This window comes from Pseudomonas sp. NFX71, from assembly GCF_048079215.1.
Lineage (GTDB): Bacteria > Pseudomonadota > Gammaproteobacteria > Pseudomonadales > Pseudomonadaceae > Aquipseudomonas > Aquipseudomonas fluorescens_B.
Genome location: NZ_CP182230.1, coordinates 871,452 through 890,683, shown reverse-complemented (window position 1 = coordinate 890,683; position 19,232 = coordinate 871,452). Strand labels below are relative to the sequence as shown.

The following is a 19,232-nucleotide window of genomic DNA, read 5'->3' as shown; positions in this document are numbered from 1 at the left end:
GATCTTGAGCGAAGGGCGGTAGAATCAGCGCACTTTAGTTATCCACAAGTGGCCGACCTTTGCTAATCGAGTCCCGTCGTCGCGCTTATTTGACCGCCATGCAGGTGGTCAACTGGCTGCCGCGCACCGAATTGCCCTTTGCCGCGCCTTCGCGGCCAGAGCTACTGGAGATGCCCGAGCCATTGGTCGTCGCACCGGTGGCGCTGGCGCCAGTGGTCGATGCGCCCGCGGAACCGGTGGTCAAACCGGCCGAACGGGTAAAAATAGAGGTGCCGCGGCCATCATTGGCCAGCACGCGTGACAACGCCAAGGTTGAAGAAGAGGAGGCACCGGTCGCGGTCAAGGCGCCCGTCGTGCCACCGCCGCGATTCGCCCTGCAATTATTGCGCGCCGGTCGCTGCCTGCTGCTGGTGGAGTTACCCACAGGCGAAACCTTCCAGACCCGCGACCCCGCGTATCTGCTGCTCAAGGACATGCTGCGCGCCGCCGGTCTGCCGGACAGCCCGCAGATCGTCGGCGAACCGGTGCGCTGGCCGCTGCTGGCCCGAGGTACGATGGATCAAGGCCCGGAAGCCGCTCGTGATTTTGTGCAAGGTTTTCTCTCGGCCCGCCTGGAAGACGCACCCTGCGTCTGTGTGTGGCTGATCGGCCTGCCGGCGGTACGTTTCGCCGCAGAGGCAAATGCCGAATCCTTCAACCGTGAACTCCAGGTCGACGGCCTGGGTACGGTCTGGGCCCTGCCGGGTCTGGAATTATTAATGGAAGAGCCACAGCGTAAGGCTGATGTCTGGCAAGCCATGCGTCGGCTGATGGCGCGCTGGAAAGAATCGAATGAGTGACGCTGTATCGTTTCGCCCGATGACCGAGGCGGACCTGGACGCTGTGCTGAAAATCGAATACGCGGCGTACAGCCATCCGTGGACCCGCGGGATTTTTCTCGATGGGCTGGGCAAGTACCAGATCTGGCTTATGTTTGAAGGTTCGCAACAGGTCGGGCACGGCGTGGTGCAGATCATTCTTGATGAAGCGCACCTGCTGAACATCACCGTCAAACCGGAAAGTCAGGGGCGTGGGCTGGGTTTGACGCTGCTGGAGCACCTGATGGCGATTGCCTGCAAGGCTGAGGCGCGGGAATGTTTTCTGGAAGTGCGCGACAGCAATCGGCCGGCGTTTCGGCTGTATGAGCGGTATGGGTTTAACGAGATTGGCCGGCGTCGGGATTATTATCCGGCGGTGGGCGGGCGCGAAGACGCGGTGGTCATGGCCTGCACCCTGGTTGACTGACGCATAATCATTGTGGCGAGGGAGCTTGCTCCCGCTGGGCCGCGAAGCGGGCCTGATCGTGAGCAGGTCATAATCTATGCGACTGCTTCGCAACCGAACGGGAGCAAGCTCCCTCGCCACAGAGTCAAAGAATTACAGACTCACCGATTCCCATCCATCGGTTCCCGCTTCGCCAATTCCTCCTCATCCAGACCATTACCCCCGCCGATGTCATCTTCATCGACAATGCTCAAATCCCAATCGGCCTGGCCTCCTTCACCCGCCTCATGGGCATCCCGCGCACCGTCTTCACGGATCAGTGTTTCCGGGCTCATGTCATCATCGGTAGACTCATGGTCGGCGGTCGAGGCGCCAGTCATGCCGGCTTCGCGCACGCGCTCGCGCGGCATGAGTTGCTCGCGCTCGTTTTCCGGCAGTTCATCGCCGATTTTGGCACTAGGTTCTTCCTCATCGAAATCCAGCTCATGCATCGAGCCCATGCGGTCTTCGTTGTCGTCGATGGGCTCGGGTTGCACCGCATCGAACGGACGTCGTGAATCAGTCATGGCAATTCCTCATACTGTGGGCCTTACTACGGTGGACCCACAGGGTCCCTCAGAATTCAACCGCCATGGCATTCAGGTAATATGCATCAGCGGCAATCTGCATCTCGCGCGTGACCCCGACGGACGGTTGTCTGTCAAAGCTGCGCATCATTATCGAGGCTTCATTGCATGAACGAATTACAAGATCTGATTGATAACAACGAGCGCTGGGCTGACGCGATCACTAAAGAAGATCCTGACTTCTTCGCCAAACTGGCTCGTCAGCAAACACCGGAGTTCCTCTGGATCGGCTGCTCCGACGCCCGCGTGCCGGCGAACGAGATTGTCGGCATGCTGCCCGGCGACCTGTTCGTCCACCGCAACGTAGCCAACGTGGTGCTGCACACCGACCTCAATTGCCTGTCGGTAATTCAGTACGCGGTTGACGTGCTCAAGGTCAAACACATCCTTGTTACCGGCCATTATGGCTGCGGGGGGGTGCGCGCCTCGATGCAGGATCGCCAATTTGGCTTGATCGACGGCTGGCTGCGTTCTATTCGCGATCTTTATTACGAAAAGCGTGAAGAACTCTCCAAACTGCCTACCGAGGAGGAGCAGGTTGATCGCCTCTGCGAACTCAACGTGATCCAGCAAGTGGCCAACGTCGGGCACACCAGCATTGTTCAAAATGCCTGGCACCGCGGGCAGAAACTGTCGATTCACGGCTGCATCTATGGCATCAAGGACGGTCGGTGGAAGAGCCTGAACGCAACCATCAGTGGTTTTGAGCAGTTGCCGCCACAGTACCGCCTGCGTCCGTTCGAGCCGCTGTAAATAACATCAGCAAAGGCTTCATCGACGCCAATGCTGGAAGAACGACTGGCCATCGACATTCGGTGTTTCGTCGTAGCCAGTGATCCAGCCTCGGCAGCAAGGACAGGCGCAGCGGCAGGCGAATTGCCGCTGCAGCTTGTCTTCGGTCATGGCTAAATCAATCGTCAGCCGATCGCCTTTCCTGATGTCTTTCAGCGCCCATAACCATAGCTCGCTCATGTCGAGAAAGGTGTTGGGGTCGCAGGCGTGGCTGAGCAATCCACAGAACCGTGGGTCGTACACGTGGATGCCCGGCGCCATTTGCCGGGTATGTCGACAGCGATACGGCAATAGATGTCCGGAAACCCGGCAGACTCGACTCAGGCGTGGAAACTCCCGCAGAGCGCAGACGGCTTTTGCCTTTGCCTGAGGGCTATAGACGATCTGAAAATCTTCCAGGGAGGGGAATCCAAGGCTCAACGGCAGCTCAACAAACGGGTAGATGCCTTTGGACGGCGGTGGGGGTAATGCTTGTTCAGCGTGGGCTTTCATAACAATCCTTGTCGGCGGGGCGCTGCGACTTCCGTCAGCTGACATCCTGTCAGCCCTGCAGCGAATGGGGACCTCCCAAGACTCTCGCAAAAGAAACAACCGGTCTACTGTCATAACTGACAGAGGAAAAACGCGCGTTCCCACGTCAGCCAAGGCTCACGCAGGAACGTGGTTCAGCTTTTTACAAATGTGGAGCAGGTACCGCGGTCGCAGGCGCCGGGACCTTGAGCTGTTTGAGCTGAGTCTTGATCGGCGCCGTCGAGCATTTGGCCGTGGCTTGTCCTGGCGTCAGGTTGCGGATCGAGGTGTAGAACAGCTCGCAGGTTTTATCGGCCTGGGCCACCTGCCAGGTCTGGGTGCAACTTCTCAGTTCAATGTCTGGATTGCTGTCCGGGTCTCGGCCCATGGCGGCCTGCCAGCACGCGGCACTCAAATCCTGGCCCATGACTTTCAGGCCCGCCGCGTCGGCCTGGGCCTGGGCATCCTTACCGGAATAGCTGTCCGGGTCGGCGGCGTACCAGATGTAGCTCGGGTGGTTGGAACCCAGCACCGGCACTTTTACCCCGTCCTTCGGACTGATGGTTGCCAGGCCCAGCACGTTTACGGTCGGCCCATATTGCTGCTTGATCCAGTTGCGTACCGGCGCACCGAACGCGACCATCGGCAGCGTGGTACCGCTGGCGTTCTGGCTGACTTCCTTGACCATGGTGGTCTGGTAGTCCTTGAAGTAGTCGTAGACGCCTTCCAGATCCTTGCCGGCGTTGGAGGGCGCGGCAATCGGGGCGATGTCGATGATGGTCTGGAATGCCGGCGTCTGATCGGCAGCGATCCCGTTGACCGTCAGCAACGTGGCCCACCGATCAGTGGTGGCCGACTTCAGGTAATCCTGCGCCTGGGTCAGAGAGTAATCCGGCGGGAAGTGCAGCAACTCGACGCTTCTGCGGTTCTCCAGCGCCATGCCCAGCGGCAGGAACAAATACCAGCTGTAAGCCCATTTGCCGTCGGCATTCAGCTTGCTGGCGCCGGTGTAGGCCAGGTCGCCTGCATCGAGCAGCGCCGCCAACGGCTTTTCATAGCCCCGGGGCACCCCGGTGATGGCGGCATAGAGTTGATCGTTATCGGTTTTGACCTGCACCTTCGCATCACTGTAACCATCGCGCTGCACGCTTTGCGTCAGGTAATGCTCGACGGTTTGCTCCAGCGTCCAGTTGCGAAAGCAGATCACGTTGCAGTTGTTGGGGTAAGCAAACAGCCGGGTGACGCGCTCGGTGCTGCCCAGCTTCAGATCGGCGTCCGCATGGGCGGCGGCACTCAGGGTGAGGGCGGCGAGAGTGAGTCCTGCGAGTTTGAACATGCTCAGATCCTTTTCAGCGTGTGGGCCTCTGAAGCGGAGGCGGGTACAGTGGGATGTGACAGGTCAGGTTACAAGTGGCGCAGTGTTTACCTCTCTCAAGCACTGCTGGACTGGCGCAATACTGCACTGGGTAAAGGTGAAAAATGAAGCCCTCCACCGCTCTTGATCTGCAACGAGCAGCCGTTCGCGAGGTTGTAGGCCGCTTTCGTACAGCCAATCCTCGCGTGTTTGGTTCAGCACTGCTCTGAACGGATAAAGAGCGGAGTGACCTTGATTTGCTGGTAGATGCACTGCCAGGCGCCACGCTTTTTGATCTTGGCGGTCTTCAGGTCGAACTCGAGGATTTGTTGGGGGGTAGTGTAGATCTGCTGACGCCCGGCGATCTTCCAGTGAAGTTTCGCCAGCAAGTGCTTGAGCAGGCTCGTCCATGCGCAATCGCATTGCTCACGGCTACTAGTGGTGTGGAATAAAGTCCAAGCCGCTTTGCTTGAACTTCTGAAGGTGTTACCCACCGATCAAGGCTGATTGCACCTGCCTCACAACAGGTGCAATCAACTCCGTTTACGGCATCACCGGCGCCGTATACGTCAGCGTCGTCCCCAACGCCCACAGCAGAAACAGCACCAGCGGCGTGTGCACCAGCAGTTGCACGAACGAAAACCCGATCAAGTCCCGCGCCTTCAACCCCAGCACGCCCAGCAATGGCAGCATGTAGAACGGGTTGATCAGGTTCGGCAGGGCTTCGGCGGCGTTGTAGATCTGCACGGCCCAGCCCAGGTGGTAGTTCAGGTCGGTGGCCACTTGCATCACGTACGGCGCTTCGATGATCCACTTGCCGCCGCCCGACGGAATGAAGAATCCGAGGATCGCCGAGTACACGCCCATCAGCAGCGCGTAAGTGTCGTGGGAGGCAATTTGTACGAAAAAGGTCGAGATGTGGTGAGCCAGGGTTTGCGCGTCAGTGCCTTTGACCGTGGTCATCAGCGCGGCGATCGAGCCGTACAACGGGAACTGGATCAGTACGCCGGTGGTGGTCGGAACCGCGCGGGACACCGCGTCGAGGAAACTGCGCGGGCGCCAGTGCAGCAGGGCGCCGAGCATGATGAACAGGAAGTTGTAGGTGTTCAGCCCGGAAATCGCGCTGATCGCCGGTTTGGTCGAGAACTCGTGGAACAGCCACCCGGCTGCCAGCAACACCAGCAGAATCGTCAGCAACGGGCTGTGTTCCAGCCATTCGCCGGGACGAGTGCGCGGTTGCAGTGGCGGCAGGTTGAAGCTTGGATCGATGCCGCAGGCTTTGGCATCACGGGCCGAGTTCGGGCCGGGGGCGGTGGCGTAGGCAATGATCAGCGAAATCACGATCAGCGCCAGCAACATCACGCCGGACTGCCAGAGAAAGATCGTCTGTGTGAAAGGAATCACCCCGGTGATCGACAGAATCGACGGCGGCAGGCTGGCCGGGTTGGCCTGCAATTGGGCGGCGGACGACGACAGGCCCAAGGCCCACACGGCGCCAAGGCCCAAATACGCTGCGGCGCCGGCCGCGCGGTAATCCATTTTCAGATCGACACGGCGGGCGAGGGCGCGCACCAGCAAGCCGCCGAACACCAGCGACAAACCCCAGTTCAGCAGCGACGCGACCATGGAAATCAGCGCCACCCACGCCACGGCGGAACGACCGTTCTTCGGGATTCGCGCCAGACGGTCGATCAGCTTCACGGCAGGCGGCGAGCTGGCGACCACATAGCCGCCGATCACCACGAACGCCATTTGCATGGTGAACGGGATCAGGCTCCAGAACCCGTCACCGAACGCCATCGCCGCGTCGGTGGGCTTGGCGCCCATGAACAGGGTGGCGACGGCGACGATAATCACCGCCAGCGCGGCGAACACCCAGGAATCGGGAAACCAGCGTTCGGCAAAACTTGAACAGCGCAGGGCAAAGCGGGCAGAGCGGGTATCTTCGATATCAGCAGCCACGGGAGTACCTCTATTTTTATGTTTGTTGTGGTCTTCCAGGCCGCAGAGGCCCGTCTGGACAGGTGCCAACAGTAAATCAAACGGTCATGTTTTGTGACGAAGTTTTACCTGGCTGAGACTTTGGTCTAACGGGTTGTCCACTGGCGCGTTTGCGTAGACCATGGGCGCCTTGGTTTTTTGCCTACACCAGAGTTTTTTTGATGACAGCCCATAACGATTCGCGCCCGGCACCGTTCAGCCGCTCGGACTACAAGACCCTCGGCCTCGCGGCCCTCGGTGGTGCGCTGGAAATCTACGATTTCATCATTTTCGTGTTTTTCGCCCTGACCCTCAGCCAGCTGTTCTTTCCGCCGGAAATGCCCGAATGGCTGCGCCTGCTGCAAAGTTTCGGGATTTTCGTGACCGGTTATCTGGCGCGGCCGTTGGGCGGGATCCTGATGGCGCATTTCGCTGACCGGCTGGGGCGCAAGAAAGTCTTCAGCCTGAGCATTCTGATGATGGCGCTGCCGTGCCTGCTGATCGGCATCATGCCGACCTACGCTCAGATCGGCTATTTCGCGCCGCTGCTGCTGTTGGCCCTGCGCATTCTGCAAGGCGCGGCGGTGGGCGGTGAAGTGCCGAGTGCCTGGGTCTTCGTCGCCGAACACGCACCGGTCGCGCACCGTGGTTATGCACTCGGTTTCCTGCAGGCGGGACTGACCTTTGGTTACTTGATCGGCGCGCTGACGGCGACCTTTCTGGCACAGGCGTTCACCCCGGCGGAAATCCTCGATTACGCATGGCGTTACCCGTTCCTGCTGGGTGGCGTATTTGGCGTGATAGGCGTCTGGCTTCGCCGCTGGCTCAGCGAAACCCCGGTGTTCATGGCGATGCAGGCCAAGCGTGATGCCGCCGTCGAACTGCCATTGCGCACGGTTCTGCGTGAGCATCGCCTGGCCATTTTACCGGCGATGATTCTTACCTGCGTGCTGACCTCGGCGGTGGTGGTGTTCGTGGTCATCACCCCGACCATGATGCAGAAAACCTTCGGCATGACCGCCAGCCACACCTTCGCCCTGAGTGCGTTGGGCATCGTGTTCCTTAACGTCGGCTGCGTGCTCGCCGGGTTGCTGGTCGACCGCATCGGCGCCTGGCGCACCGTGATGCTATACAGCCTGTTGCTGCCACTGGGCATTGGCGTGCTCTATACCAGCCTGATCATTGGCAGCAACTGGATCGGTCTGGCGTACGCGATTGCCGGCCTCGGTTGCGGCGTGGTCGGTGCGGTGCCGTCGGTCATGGTCAGCCTGTTTCCGGCGCGGATTCGCGTTTCAGGGATTTCCTTCACGTACAACATTGCCTACGCCGCGTGGGCGAGTATCACACCGCTGTTGCTGATTGGCCTGATGCCTTGGAGCCCTTGGATCTGCGTGATTTTCTGCGCCGTGATGGGCGCGGTGGGCGTGAGCAGCGCGTTGTATTTCGGTGCGCGCATGCCCAGTACAGGCAGTTGCCCGGCGGCGGGCGCCATCTGATCGAAAGTGGCGCGGCGGATATGACAACTATTTTTGTAGGACAAGCCTGAAACACTCTTCAGAAAATATTCCCAAGGCCGATGGCTAGGCTGCATGCCGCTTTCTATCTCTGCCCATCGGTGCTTTCCCATGTTCAACAAACGCTTGAAGCAAGAGTTGTCGGCTCTTCGCGAAGAACTCTCCAGCCTTCAGCAAGTGAAGGAAAGTCTGGAAAGCGAGATGCTGGTCCTGACCCTTGATCCCGATGGGCGAATTCAATCGGTGAATCAGAACTTTCTCAGCGAGATGCTCTACAAGAGCCATGACCTGATCGATCGTCCGATCGAAGACATTGTGCCTCCCCACGTGAAGTCCGATGAATTCCACCACCGTTTCAAGGCTGCGCTGACCCGTGGCGAGCATTTCGCCGGTGCGGTGCGCCTGCTGCGTGGCGATGGCCAGGAGGCCTGGTTGCGCTCGATCCTGCAGCCGGTGCGTTCCTCGGACGGGCGGGTCAAGCATTTCTCGATTTTTTCCAGTGACCTGACCCGCACCATCGAGGCCTCCCGTGAGCACGAAAACCTGATCGGTGCGTTGGTGCGCTCGACGGCGGTGATCGAATTCGACCTCGCGGGCAATGTGCTCACAGCCAATGAACGGTTCCTCAACGGCATGGGTTACAGCCTGGCGCAGATCAAGGGCAAACATCACCGTACCTTCTGTGATGCGCAGGAATACAACAGCGCCGAGTATCAGGACTTCTGGCGACGCCTGAATGCCGGCGAATATGTCGCCGGCCGCTTCAAGCGCGTGGATAGCCACGGGCGTACGGTCTGGCTGGAGGCGTCCTACAACCCGGTGGTCGACGCCAACAACAAGCTCTACAAAGTGGTGAAGTTCGCCACGGTGATTACCGATCAGGTCAATCAGGAACTGGCCGTCGCTGAAGCGGCGAACATTGCCTACGGCACCTCGCAGCATACCGATCAAAGCGCCCAGCGCGGCACCGCCGTGGTGACGCAAGCGGTGAACGTGATGCGCGACCTGGCCAAGCACATGCAAACCGCCGGCGAAGGCATCGAGGCCTTAAACGAGCAATCGCTGGTGATCGGCACCATCGTCAAAACCATCAGTGGCATTGCCGAACAGACCAATCTGCTGGCGCTCAACGCGGCCATCGAAGCCGCCCGGGCCGGTGAACAGGGCCGCGGTTTTGCCGTGGTGGCGGACGAGGTCCGGCAACTGGCTTCGCGCACCAGCCAGGCCACCGATGAAATTGTCCTGGTGGTCCGTCAGAACCAGGACATGGCGCGTAACGCCGTGTCCCTGATGACCGACGGCAAACTCCAGGCCGAACAAGGCCTGGCGCTGGCGGCAGAGGCGGGGACGGTCATTGTCGAGATTCAGGACGGCGCGCAGAAGGTGGTGAATGCGGTCGGACAGTTCGCCAATCAGCTGTCGAGTTGATGGTTAGCCTTTAAAAGATCGCAGCCTGCGGCTGCTCCAACATTGGAATGACGTACGCCCTGCAGGAGCTGGCGCAGGGTGCGATCTTTTCGACTGCTCGAACTCCCTATCTCGGGAGTTCGCTACAATCGGCTCTTTTCCCAGGAGCAGATGCCATGAGCGCTTCCCACCGCCGCCCGGTTCCCTTGTCCAAGGCTTATCGCCTGCTCAATCATGGGCCGACCGTATTGGTCAGCGCGGCCCATGACGGGCGGCGCAACATCATGGCGGCGGCCTGGGCCATGCCCCTGGATTTCGAACCGCCGAAAATTGCCGTGGTGCTGGACAAGTCCACCTGGACCCGGCAACTGCTGGAAGCGTCGGGCACATTCGTGCTGAACGTACCCTGCGCCGCCCAGGCCGATATCGTGCAAACCGTTGGCTCGACGTCTGGCCTGGAGCTGACTCAGGGCCAGGGCCGGGACAAATTCCAGACCTATGGCTTGCAGACCTTCAGCGGCGAACTGATTGATGCGCCGATGCTCGAAGGTTGCGTGGCCTGGCTGGAATGCCGGCTGCTGCCGGAGCCCGGCAATCACCAACAGTACGATCTGTTCCTGGCCGAAGTGATTGCCGCTCAGGCGGACGACCGCGTATTCAGCGATGGTCGCTGGCATTTCGAGGGGTACGATGCGTTGCGCACCTTGCACCACGTGGCAGGCGGGCATTTCCTGACAATCGGTGATCCGGTGGACGGCAAAACCCTACAGCCGTAAGACGTCACACCCAAACGTCATTTTCAGCCGTGCGCTCGCCGCCATTGCTGCCGGTGTTCAGCACGCCCCGGGGTTCGATCAGCAGGAGTTTCACCTCCTGCCCGGCGAACGGTTTGTGCTCGACCCCCTTGGGCACCACATACATTTCGCCGGCATTCACCAGCACGTGGCCATCGCGAAAATCGATGCGCAACTGGCCTTCGAGAACGATGAAGGCTTCGTCGGTATCAAGGTGGTCATGCCAGATGAAATCCCCCAGCAGCTTCACCACCTTGAACTGGTAGTCGTTCATTTCGGCGATGACCCGCGGTGTCCAGTGGGCGTCGATCCGGGAGATTTTTGCAGCGAAATTCAGGCTTTCGTAGGCTTTCATGGAGCAGCTCTCGTGGTTGATCGTGAAACCACGATAGCCACCGCAGCAGCGTGCTTCTTGTACGATTGTGCGTGGCTCAGCGGCGGTGCATTTTCATCCAGCGCGCTGGCGACAAACCGTAGGTTTTGCTGAACTGGCGGGTCATGTGGCTTTGATCGGTGAAGCCGGCGATCAGCGCGGCGCTGACCAGCGACTGGCCCTGAATCAGCAGCGAACGAACCAGGTCGAGGCGGCGCATGGTCAAGTAACGGTAAGGGCTGGTGCCGAACAACAGGCGAAAATCCCGCGACAGGCTCCAGCGATCCCGGCCGCTGTGGTGCGCCAGTTCTTCCAGCGTCACGGTGCGATCCAGTGCGCTGTGCATGTATTCCCGCGCGCGTTCCGCAGCCCTGTAGTCGAAGCTTGCATGCCTGGCAGTGACTCCGCCAGCGCTGTTCAAGGCTTGCGCCAGATCGAACAGTGCGTCTTGCGCTTCCAGCGGTTCGAGGGGGGTATCGAGGCTGCGCAGCAGAACCTCGGTGGCGGCGAACAGGCATGGATCGGTCGACAAACCGTTCTTGATGAACGGCAGTGGCTGACCGCCGAGCATCTGCTGGATAAGTGCCGGTTCTATGTACATCATCCGGTACTGGAATCCGAGCTCGGTCCCGGCTTCGCCATCGTGGATTTCGTCCGGGTGCAGCACGATCGTCCCACCGGGCAGGCTGTGGCGCCAACCGCCGCGGTACTGAAAGCGCTGCACGCCGGCGAGGGTGTGACCGATGGCGTAAGTGTCATGACGGTGCAGGTCGTAGCCATGTCCGGCAAAAAACGCCTCGAAGCGCTGCAGCCCCGCCACATCGGGCGCGCGGTGGAACCAGTCATTGTGCGGTGGGTGCCTGGTCATGCTGATCGTTGCCTGGAACTCAATGCCGGTCACGTTAACCCAGTGAGCGGTTGTCTGTCTTCTGGCCGATGTAAGCCCGCGCACGAGTAGAAAATCGAAGGCAAATGTTGCACTGTGTGGCTCATCCTCTTTAGCCAAGCAGGCGACCCACATCATGGAAATGTCCCACCTGAGCTATGCCGCTCCGTTGTTGTCGCTGGCGCTGTTGTGGACGGTTGCAGTGGTGACGCCGGGGCCGAATTTTTTCAACATCGCGCAACTGGCCGCCAGCCAATCCAAACGGCACGGGGTGGTGGCCGCACTGGGCGTGGCCACTGGCACAGTGTTGTGGGGGCTGGCGGGCGGGCTGGGCATCAAGTCGTTGTTCAGTGCCGCGCCGACGCTCTACCTGAGCTTCAAGATTGCCGGTGGCTGTTATCTGATCTATCTGGGCTTGAAGCAGTTCAGGCGTAAACCGCCCGTGGTGGCGGGCAAGTCCGGTTCGATTGACGGAGCGGGGCGCACGTTACTGTCGGTGTATGGCCAAGGTTTTCTGGGCAACATGACCAACCCAAAATCTGCCTTGTTCGTCGCGACCATCTTTGCGACGGCCATGCCCGCGTCCGTGCCGCCGATGTTACTGGCGCTGGCCGTGCTGACCATGGCGACCTTGTCCTTCAGTTGGTACAGCGGCGTTGCGCTGCTGTTTTCCAGTCGTCGGATGGCGGGGGCTTACGACCGTTCGCGTAAATGGCTGGATCGCTTTGCCGGCAGTTGCTACTTGCTGTTCGGTGCGCATCTGGTGGCCAATCGTTGAGGAATCCTGAATGAGCAAACTGCGGGTAGGCATTATTTTTGGCGGCCGTTCGGCGGAGCACGAGGTGTCGCTGCAATCGGCGAAAAACATCGTCGACGCGCTGGACCGGTCGCGCTTCGAACCGGTGCTGATCGGCATCGACAAGCAGGGCCACTGGCACCTCAATGATCCGTCGAACTTCCTGCTCAACCAGGAAAACCCGGCGCTGATCGCCCTCAACCAGTCCAACCGCGAACTTGCCGTGGTGCCGGGCAAGGCCAGTCAGCAACTGCTGGAAACCTCAAGTCAGGAGCTGCTGGGCCACGTCGACGTGATCTTCCCGATCGTCCACGGCACCCTGGGTGAAGACGGTTGCCTGCAAGGGTTGCTGCGCATGGCCGATCTGCCGTTTGTCGGCTCCGATGTGCTCGGGTCGGCGGTGTGCATGGACAAGGACATCAGCAAACGCCTGCTGCGTGATGCCGGGTTGGCCGTCACGCCGTTCGTGACCTTGACCCGCGCCACAGCGAGGCGCACCGGGTTCGCCGAGGTCCAGGGCAAGCTCGGCCTGCCGCTGTTCGTCAAACCGGCGAACCAGGGCTCTTCGGTGGGCGTGAGCAAGGTCAACGACGAAGCCGAGTACACGGCAGCAGTCGAACTGGCCCTGGGTTTCGATGAGAAAGTGCTGGTCGAGTCGGCCGTCAGCGGCCGCGAAATCGAATGCGCGGTGCTCGGCAACGAAGACGCCATCGCCAGCGGTTGCGGCGAAATCGTCGTGCGCAGCGGGTTCTATTCCTACGACAGCAAGTACATCGACGCACAGGCCGCTGAAGTGGTGGTCCCGGCCGACATCAGCCGCGAAGCCAGCGAGCGCATTCGAGCCCTGGCCGTCGAGGCGTTTCAGGTGTTGGGCTGTTCCGGTCTGGCGCGGGTCGATGTGTTCCTGACCGACAGCGGCGAAGTGCTGATCAACGAGATCAACTCGCTCCCCGGTTTCACCCGCATCAGCATGTACCCCAAGCTGTGGCAGGCCGCCGGCATGACCTACAGCGAACTGGTCAGCCGCCTGATCGAGCTGGCGCTGGAGAAACACCGGGCGCGGCAGGCGCTGAAGATTTCTCGCTAGGCTGCGCGGGACTAAAAGGCTTACCTCCCGGTAAGCCTTTTCCATGCCATGGCAAGACTCAATCCCCCAACGCTTCCCCCTCGCGTCGTGGATCCGCCCCACCCGCCAACGACGCTTTCCCCTGAGCATCCTTGACCCGGACAATCGCTTGAGTGCCACTGGTCATGTCGATCTCGCTCACGCTATGCCCCTTGTCCTTCAACGCCTGAATCAGCTCCGCGCTGAACTGCCCCTGTTCCAGCTCGGTCGGGCCGTTGCGGCTGCCGAAGTTGGGGAGGTTGATGGCGGTTTGCGGGTCGAGGTTCCAGTCGAGCAGGCCGACGGTGGATTTGGCGACGTATTCAATGATCTGCGAGCCACCAGGAGAGCCGAGGGTGGCGAGGAATTCGCCGCTCTGGCGGTCGAAGATCAGGGTGGGTGCCATGGACGAGCGTGGGCGTTTGCCGGGTTCGACGCGGTTGGCGACTTTCTGCCCGTTTTCTTCGGGGATGAACGAGAAGTCGGTCATCTGGTTGTTGAGCAGAAAGCCTTGAACCATCAGGTGCGAGCCGAATGCGGATTCCACCGTGGTGGTCATCGACACCGCACCGCCCAGGTCATCGACCGCCACCACTTGCGAGGTGGAAATGCGCAGCGGCGAACGGTCCGGCGCGTAGGCCACCTGAATGCCCGGCGGCGTGCCAGGCCTGGCCGTGCCCATGCTGCGATCACCGATGAGGGCGGCGCGGCTGGCCAGATAGGTCGGGTCCACCAGGCCTTTGACCGGGACGGGCACAAAATCGCTGTCGGCGACATACAGTGCGCGGTCGGCATAGGCCAGACGCTCGGCTTCGGAGATCAGGTGCACGGCTTCCGGGGCCGGTTCGATGCCTGCGGAGCGGGTGTTTTTGACTGGTTTGAGTGGCGCCAGGGCATAACGCGGGTCGCGGGTTTCCAGCGCCTGCAAGGTGCCGAGGATCTGCGCCACGGCGATTCCGCCCGACGACGGTGGAGGCATGCCACAGACCTGCCAGCGTTTGTAATCGGAGCACAGCGGCGCGCGTTCCTTGGCGGAGTAGCCGTCGAGGTCGTTCAGCGACAGGCTGCCGGGGTTGGCGTGGCCCTGAACCTTGGCGACGATTTCCTGCGCGATAGGGCCTTTATACAACGCATCAGGACCTTCCTTGGCGATGCGTTTGAACGCAGCGGCCAGCGCCGGGTTTTTCAGTAGGGTGCCGACGGCTTTCGGGCTGCCATCGGTATTCCGGAAATACGCCATCATGTCTGGCGAGCGCTGCATGGACGAATCCGAAGCAATCAGCTGATGCAGGCGTGGCGAGATGGGAAAACCTTGCTCCGCGAGTTTTATCGCCGGTTCGAACAACTGCGCCCATGGCAGGCGCCCGTGTTTCCGATGGGCCAGTTCCAGCGCTCGCAACACACCGGGGGTGCCCACGGAACGACCGCCAATCTGCGCCTGAGTGAATGGCATCGGTGTGCCGTCGGCTTGCAGGAACAACTTCTCGGTGGCGCCGGCCGGCGCGGTTTCACGACCGTCGTAAGTGCGCACGGTTTTACCGTCCCAGAGCACGATAAACGCACCACCGCCGATACCCGAGGATTGCGGTTCGACCAGCGTCAACACCGCTTGCATCGCAATAGCGGCATCAATCGCCGAACCGCCCTGACGCAGCATTGCTCGCCCGGCTTCGGCGGCGAGCGGATTCGCCGCCGCAGCCATATGCTTCGAGGCGTGCCGGGTCTGCAGGTCGGCGCGATAACCCGAGGCGGCTTCCGGTGCGATCGGCAACTTCGACGCGGGCGGAACGTTACACGCCGCGAGGGTTAATGCGCCGACAATCAGCGAAAGGGCTGGCAGGCGATAGCGATTCCAGTGAATGGCTGTAAACACGCGGGGCACTCCGTCCGTGGGAAAGGTCAGGCGACTTTATCGGCCGACAGCCAGTGACGCAAACCATGGCCGTTTTTGTCCTTCATCCATTGACGGAATTTCTGTAGGGTCAAGGGCAGTAGACGAGTCAGAAGATCAACAAGAGGCAGACATGCAGACCGACTTCCCCGCACAGCCGAGCTATGGCGCTCAGCGTGAACAGTTTCTGGCAGCCGCGAAGGCGGCCGGCGCGACATTGACCGAGTATCCGCACCCGCTCAAAGGACCGTTCGGGGAGCCTCTGAGCACCGATGTGGCGGTGCTCGGTGATCCGGCCTCCAAACGCTTGCTGATAGCGCTGAGTGGCACTCACGGGGTCGAAGGCTTCTATGGCTCGGGCTGTCAGATCAAGTGGCTGCAGGAGTTGGGCAAGCGTTCATTGCCGGCCGATGTCGCGGTGGTGTTTGTTCATCTGATCAATCCGTGGGGCACGGCGTGGCTGCGCCGGGTCAACGAAGACAACATCGACCTTAATCGCAATCACCTGAACTTCGAACATCCGCTGCCGGACAATCAGGCCTACGCCGCGCTGCATGAAATCTATGCCTGCACCGAGCTGACAGGCCCGGAGCGTGATCGCGCCGATGCACTGCTTGATCAGCAGATCCAGGAACACGGCTGGCCGGCGGTGATGTCGATTGTCGAGGGCGGCCAGCACAGTCATCCCGATGGTCTGTTTTACGGCGGACGAGCGCCGAGCTGGTCGAACCGCACATTGCACCAGATCCTTCAAAAACATGTCGCCCATGCCGATGTTGCGATGTGCTTCGACTTGCACACCGGCGCCGGGGAATACGGCCATCCGATGTTGTTGACCATTACCGAGTCCGCCTATCCAGCGTTGCCGGAGGCGCAGTCGATCTATGGACCGTGGCTCTACACGCTGCTGACCGGCGCCGACACGCTGAGCGAAACCGGTGTGGCGGCCACGGCCACCGGCTACACCTCGCAGGCGCTGATCGACGCGCTGCCGCAGGTGCGATTGATGCCCTTCGTGATCGAATGCGGGACTTATCCGGGAGCCGAGGTTCATCGTCATTTGCGCGACGACCATTGGCTGCATCTGCACGGCAATCCGAGTGATGCGGTCGGGCGGGAAATCAAACTGAATCTGCTGGAGCAGTTCTATCCTGCCGACAACGACTGGCAGTCGATGGTCTGGTTGCGTACGTGGCAGATATGGGAGCGGGCATTGTCCGCGTTGGCGTTGGTGCGATCCTGAGGCTTGCTCTTGTTGCCTGAAGTCACCTCTGTGATTTCGGGGCACTTTTCTCGAGGCATAAAAAAACGGCCTACCTTTCGGTAAGCCGTTTTTAGTACTTGGTGGTACACAGACATTTGAACTGAGCACTTAACCATCTGTGTTTATTGAGTATTTGTCTTTCCGTTTGCGCGAGGGATACATGTGGGGATACATGGTGCTCGCTGCTAGGTGCTTTTTGGCCTTTTTTCTTTCCGCCAGAACGTCCTCGAAAGTCACCGTGTGACACGCGCGTCTGCTCCGACGAACGGTATCACATTAACGGCTTTGGGCTTCCGCGTTTTGAGGCTTTGCTCAACGGCGTCGATCAGCACTCGCCCGTCAGCCGCCTTTCGCCAAAGGTAATCCTTCCGCCATGTGCCGTCAGCGATCTTTGATCGAATCGCGGCCTCTGAGTATCCAGACTCGCTGGAAAATTTCCTGATGGTCAGATAGCGCATCCCACTCTCCGAATACTTGGATCAGCCTATCGAGCATGATGGTGATATCGGAAGCGCGCGAGGGCCAGATACAAAAAAGCCTGACGCTGGGCCAGGCTTCTCGTGGAGTCAGGTTCACTGTCACGGATAGAGAGAGTGCGAAGGATCGAGCCACACCACATAAAAAACGTGATCGACAAAGAAACCATGCACTCTGCCGTGAGCGTTCACGCTTACAGCAAACTGATAGGGCCGGATGCTTCGGAGCTGCTCATTAAGGTTGTTGTAACCTTCAGGTTCAGACGTTTCGTCCCAAGCAATCGGGTGCGCTCTAATGGATTCTGATCGATTTGAGTACAGTTCTTGAACTGTGAAGTTGCTCAAGGCGGCGAGCCGTTCAAGCACTTTGCAAAAGTACCCCGATTCGCACGCCGAGTACTTAAACTTCTCATGACCTTGTTCAATATGCCGGAACGAGAAGCTTACGCGCTTTTGAGGGTCAGGTGTCCCGGCCGTAATCTGAGCCGGTTTTTTTAGGCTTCCTGCCTTCATTCCCATTTTCAGACCCTTCAGCTCGCCTTGGACATTTCAGTGTAAAAACGACGAGTCAACGATTTGTCGATAGCAGCTGTACAACTTGCGTCTGGTGCCAAGTCGCCGCGGGCAGCGCGCCAAGGCTCCTCTTGATGAGTCAGTTGCTCCAACTCATAACCGCTGAATCCACCGAACACCTTGTAAACATCGTTCAGAAAGTTCTGCAATACATCGGGCAAATCCGGTTTGGCCACATCCTGAGCGATGGGATTCCACCGATAGTGATTGAATCGGAAATAAACATCGCGAAGAACGGGGCCGTGTACCCAGGCCTCAAACTGCTGCTGGACTAGTTCCTCGCCGTCGTTGAGGACCATATGCCAAGCATCCGCGTAGAACATCAGCTTCTGAAGCTTCAGCGGGGTAAGGATGTCGCCATGTTCCTTGGCGAACCACAGCAGGTAGTCTGCGACTCCATTTGCGGTGCAGGCAGCCATGTAAGCCTCCTAAGGTTAAATTTGGTTCCAAAACAGGCCGGCATTATCTTCCCGACAGGGCGCCTGTCAAACACATTTACACGACCTGGCTTGTTCAACCGACGACCGTATGCACTGACTATAGGTGAGAAAATGAAGCTCCCATCTTTAAAACCTTCACTTGCCCGGGGTCGGATCGGACATCCATTTAGCGATTGCTGACTCGCGCCATGCCACTGAGTTGGGGCCTATCCTGACCGGTTTTGGGAAGGTGCCTTCCCTGATCCGCCGGTATACCGTATTTCGGCCCGGGCCGGTGGTGTGCAGCACCTCGTCGAGGCGAAGAAAACGATCAATGCTCTCGGTTCCTGGTCTGTTCGTGGAAGGCATCGCTTCGACTCCATTCGAGAAAATGAAAGCGTAGCAGCGTTGGTTCGTTGGCATTTTCAGTCAGCGCATGACACAAGCTGCTCACTGCTCACTGCTCACTGCTCACTGCTCACTGCTCACTGCTCACTGCTCACTGCTCACTTGCCATTCTGAGCCCGGGAAAATCATCGATGCCTGGGGGGTTGTGTATAGCCATTGTTTAAGCGATGCCTGGGGGGGGTATAGCCGGCGCAGGAGCTTATTCAGAGGCGGCCAGATTCACCTATTCCACATGAACTCGAGTGTGGTCCCCGCGCCACAATGCGACGCTTCCACCACCCTGATTCCGGGGGAGCCGTCGGCAATTGACTCGATTCATCGCTGGGGGTCGTTTTCACAAATGAGAGCCGGCACCAGCGTGTTGGGATCTACACAGAGTGTAGATTTCAACACTCAAAGGAGGTAACGGTCAGCCTGGCGCAGCGAGCGGCCATGGTTAATGGATACCAAGCTGGCCGGCCGGGCACTAGGTCGCGGCATTGAGGCCTTAGCGCAGCCTCGATGCAGGTGTCGGCCCAGGCGATGGAAGGACTAAACTGGTTTTCTTCGTGGATGCTGTTTTGACCATCCAAGGGAAAACTGTCAGCGTGATCCCCCTCCGGGCGAAACAGAGGCAACTGGAGATGGACCAAGATCGCGTCCACAGAGATACCCTGTACTCCGAGGTTTGGACCACCCCAATGGTCTCCCTCGCTCCCAAGTACGGAGTTTCCGCGGTGTTCCTGAGGCGGGTTTGTTCTCGCCTGAACGTACCTTGTCCCCCACGAGGCTATTGGGCAAGGAAGCAATCTGGACAGAGAC

The 19,232-nt window shown here is 59.7% G+C and carries 19 protein-coding genes and 2 pseudogenes; 11 read left to right on the top strand and 10 right to left on the bottom strand.

Translation table 11 applies throughout. The features are described from left to right. Positions 1 to 98 precede the first annotated feature (98 nt). Both ACM1ZW_RS04105 and rimI read left to right on the top strand, forming a co-directional pair. On the top strand, positions 99 to 839 hold the full coding sequence (locus ACM1ZW_RS04105; protein WP_031319121.1) for a hypothetical protein: 741 nt from the start codon (positions 99 to 101) through the stop codon (positions 837 to 839). Then, complete coding sequence (gene rimI / locus ACM1ZW_RS04100) at positions 832 to 1,284, top strand: ribosomal protein S18-alanine N-acetyltransferase (protein WP_017340778.1); 453 nt, start codon at positions 832 to 834, stop codon at positions 1,282 to 1,284. Before ACM1ZW_RS04105 ends, rimI begins: the two co-directional genes overlap by 8 nt. A gap of 140 nt (positions 1,285 to 1,424) precedes the next feature. On the opposite strand, the gene ACM1ZW_RS04095 is transcribed toward rimI, so the two are convergent. Continuing rightward, positions 1,425 to 1,829, bottom strand: a complete 405-nt coding sequence (locus ACM1ZW_RS04095) for a serine kinase/phosphatase (RefSeq protein ID WP_416740205.1) — start codon at positions 1,827 to 1,829, stop codon at positions 1,425 to 1,427. A gap of 168 nt (positions 1,830 to 1,997) precedes the next feature. On the opposite strand from ACM1ZW_RS04095, the gene can reads away from it, so the two are divergent. Then, positions 1,998 to 2,642, top strand: coding sequence for a carbonate dehydratase (gene can / locus ACM1ZW_RS04090; RefSeq protein ID WP_017340775.1), 645 nt, complete (start codon positions 1,998 to 2,000; stop codon positions 2,640 to 2,642). 18 nt (positions 2,643 to 2,660) lie between these two features. On the opposite strand, the gene ACM1ZW_RS04085 is transcribed toward can, so the two are convergent. Beyond that, positions 2,661 to 3,173 carry a lysine methyltransferase gene (locus tag ACM1ZW_RS04085; RefSeq protein ID WP_416740204.1) on the bottom strand — a complete coding sequence of 171 codons (513 nt, stop codon included), beginning with the start codon at positions 3,171 to 3,173 and terminating at the stop codon, positions 2,661 to 2,663. A gap of 181 nt (positions 3,174 to 3,354) precedes the next feature. Next, positions 3,355 to 4,527 carry a hypothetical protein gene (locus ACM1ZW_RS04080; RefSeq protein ID WP_017340773.1) on the bottom strand — a complete coding sequence of 391 codons (1,173 nt, stop codon included), beginning with the start codon at positions 4,525 to 4,527 and terminating at the stop codon, positions 3,355 to 3,357. 143 nt (positions 4,528 to 4,670) lie between these two features. On the opposite strand from ACM1ZW_RS04080, the pseudogene ACM1ZW_RS04075 reads away from it, so the two are divergent. After that, positions 4,671 to 4,997: pseudogene (locus ACM1ZW_RS04075) on the top strand (nucleotidyltransferase family protein). A 91-nt stretch (positions 4,998 to 5,088) separates the two neighbouring features. Here ACM1ZW_RS04075 and ACM1ZW_RS04070 read toward each other — a convergent pair. Further along, positions 5,089 to 6,507: a short-chain fatty acid transporter gene (locus ACM1ZW_RS04070; RefSeq protein WP_008037184.1), complete on the bottom strand. Its 1,419-nt coding sequence runs from the start codon at positions 6,505 to 6,507 to the stop codon at positions 5,089 to 5,091. 200 nt (positions 6,508 to 6,707) lie between these two features. Between ACM1ZW_RS04070 and ACM1ZW_RS04065 the strand changes: the two genes are divergently transcribed. The 4 genes and pseudogenes from ACM1ZW_RS04065 (at position 6,708) to ACM1ZW_RS04050 (ending at position 10,222) form a co-directional block, all read left to right on the top strand. After that, on the top strand, positions 6,708 to 8,021 hold the full coding sequence (locus ACM1ZW_RS04065) for an MFS transporter (protein ID WP_416740203.1): 1,314 nt from the start codon (positions 6,708 to 6,710) through the stop codon (positions 8,019 to 8,021). A 93-nt stretch (positions 8,022 to 8,114) separates the two neighbouring features. Then, a pseudogene (locus tag ACM1ZW_RS04060) lies at positions 8,115 to 8,873 on the top strand (PAS domain-containing protein); the annotation flags it as partial. Then, complete coding sequence (locus ACM1ZW_RS04055) at positions 8,859 to 9,467, top strand: methyl-accepting chemotaxis protein (RefSeq protein ID WP_416740799.1); 609 nt, start codon at positions 8,859 to 8,861, stop codon at positions 9,465 to 9,467. The pseudogene ACM1ZW_RS04060 and the gene ACM1ZW_RS04055, both read left to right, overlap by 15 nt. 155 nt (positions 9,468 to 9,622) lie before the next feature. Beyond that, positions 9,623 to 10,222 (top strand): flavin reductase family protein, encoded by a 600-nt coding sequence (locus tag ACM1ZW_RS04050; protein ID WP_416740202.1) that lies wholly within the window; start codon positions 9,623 to 9,625, stop codon positions 10,220 to 10,222. Between the two features lie 4 nt (positions 10,223 to 10,226). On the opposite strand, the gene ACM1ZW_RS04045 is transcribed toward ACM1ZW_RS04050, so the two are convergent. Next, positions 10,227 to 10,595, bottom strand: coding sequence for a cupin domain-containing protein (locus ACM1ZW_RS04045; protein ID WP_017340768.1), 369 nt, complete (start codon positions 10,593 to 10,595; stop codon positions 10,227 to 10,229). Positions 10,596 to 10,671: 76 nt separating this feature from the next. Further along, complete coding sequence (locus ACM1ZW_RS04040; protein WP_031319120.1) at positions 10,672 to 11,481, bottom strand: AraC family transcriptional regulator; 810 nt, start codon at positions 11,479 to 11,481, stop codon at positions 10,672 to 10,674. A gap of 154 nt (positions 11,482 to 11,635) precedes the next feature. Here ACM1ZW_RS04040 and ACM1ZW_RS04035 point away from each other — a divergent pair, with 154 nt between their 5' ends. Together ACM1ZW_RS04035 and ddlA are read left to right on the top strand one after the other, a co-directional pair. After that, positions 11,636 to 12,277, top strand: coding sequence for a LysE family translocator (locus ACM1ZW_RS04035; protein ID WP_416740201.1), 642 nt, complete (start codon positions 11,636 to 11,638; stop codon positions 12,275 to 12,277). A gap of 10 nt (positions 12,278 to 12,287) precedes the next feature. Next, on the top strand, positions 12,288 to 13,382 hold the full coding sequence (gene ddlA / locus ACM1ZW_RS04030) for a D-alanine--D-alanine ligase (RefSeq protein WP_416740200.1): 1,095 nt from the start codon (positions 12,288 to 12,290) through the stop codon (positions 13,380 to 13,382). 58 nt (positions 13,383 to 13,440) lie between these two features. On the opposite strand, the gene ggt is transcribed toward ddlA, so the two are convergent. After that, on the bottom strand, positions 13,441 to 15,273 hold the full coding sequence (gene ggt, locus ACM1ZW_RS04025) for a gamma-glutamyltransferase (protein WP_416740199.1): 1,833 nt from the start codon (positions 15,271 to 15,273) through the stop codon (positions 13,441 to 13,443). Between the two features lie 151 nt (positions 15,274 to 15,424). Here ggt and ACM1ZW_RS04020 point away from each other — a divergent pair, with 151 nt between their 5' ends. Beyond that, positions 15,425 to 16,534: a DUF2817 domain-containing protein gene (locus ACM1ZW_RS04020; protein ID WP_416740198.1), complete on the top strand. Its 1,110-nt coding sequence runs from the start codon at positions 15,425 to 15,427 to the stop codon at positions 16,532 to 16,534. Positions 16,535 to 17,133: 599 nt separating this feature from the next. Here the strand turns inward: ACM1ZW_RS04020 and ACM1ZW_RS04015 are convergent. The 3 genes from ACM1ZW_RS04015 to ACM1ZW_RS04005 all read right to left on the bottom strand — a co-directional run bounded on the left by ACM1ZW_RS04015 (position 17,134) and on the right by ACM1ZW_RS04005 (position 18,392). Beyond that, positions 17,134 to 17,550, bottom strand: coding sequence for a hypothetical protein (locus tag ACM1ZW_RS04015; protein WP_416740197.1), 417 nt, complete (start codon positions 17,548 to 17,550; stop codon positions 17,134 to 17,136). Between the two features lie 11 nt (positions 17,551 to 17,561). Then, positions 17,562 to 18,023 carry a Panacea domain-containing protein gene (locus ACM1ZW_RS04010; protein ID WP_416740196.1) on the bottom strand — a complete coding sequence of 154 codons (462 nt, stop codon included), beginning with the start codon at positions 18,021 to 18,023 and terminating at the stop codon, positions 17,562 to 17,564. A 156-nt stretch (positions 18,024 to 18,179) separates the two neighbouring features. Further along, entirely contained in the window at positions 18,180 to 18,392 is a 213-nt protein-coding gene (locus ACM1ZW_RS04005) for a helix-turn-helix transcriptional regulator (protein WP_416740195.1), read from the bottom strand. Positions 18,393 to 19,232 lie beyond the last annotated feature (840 nt).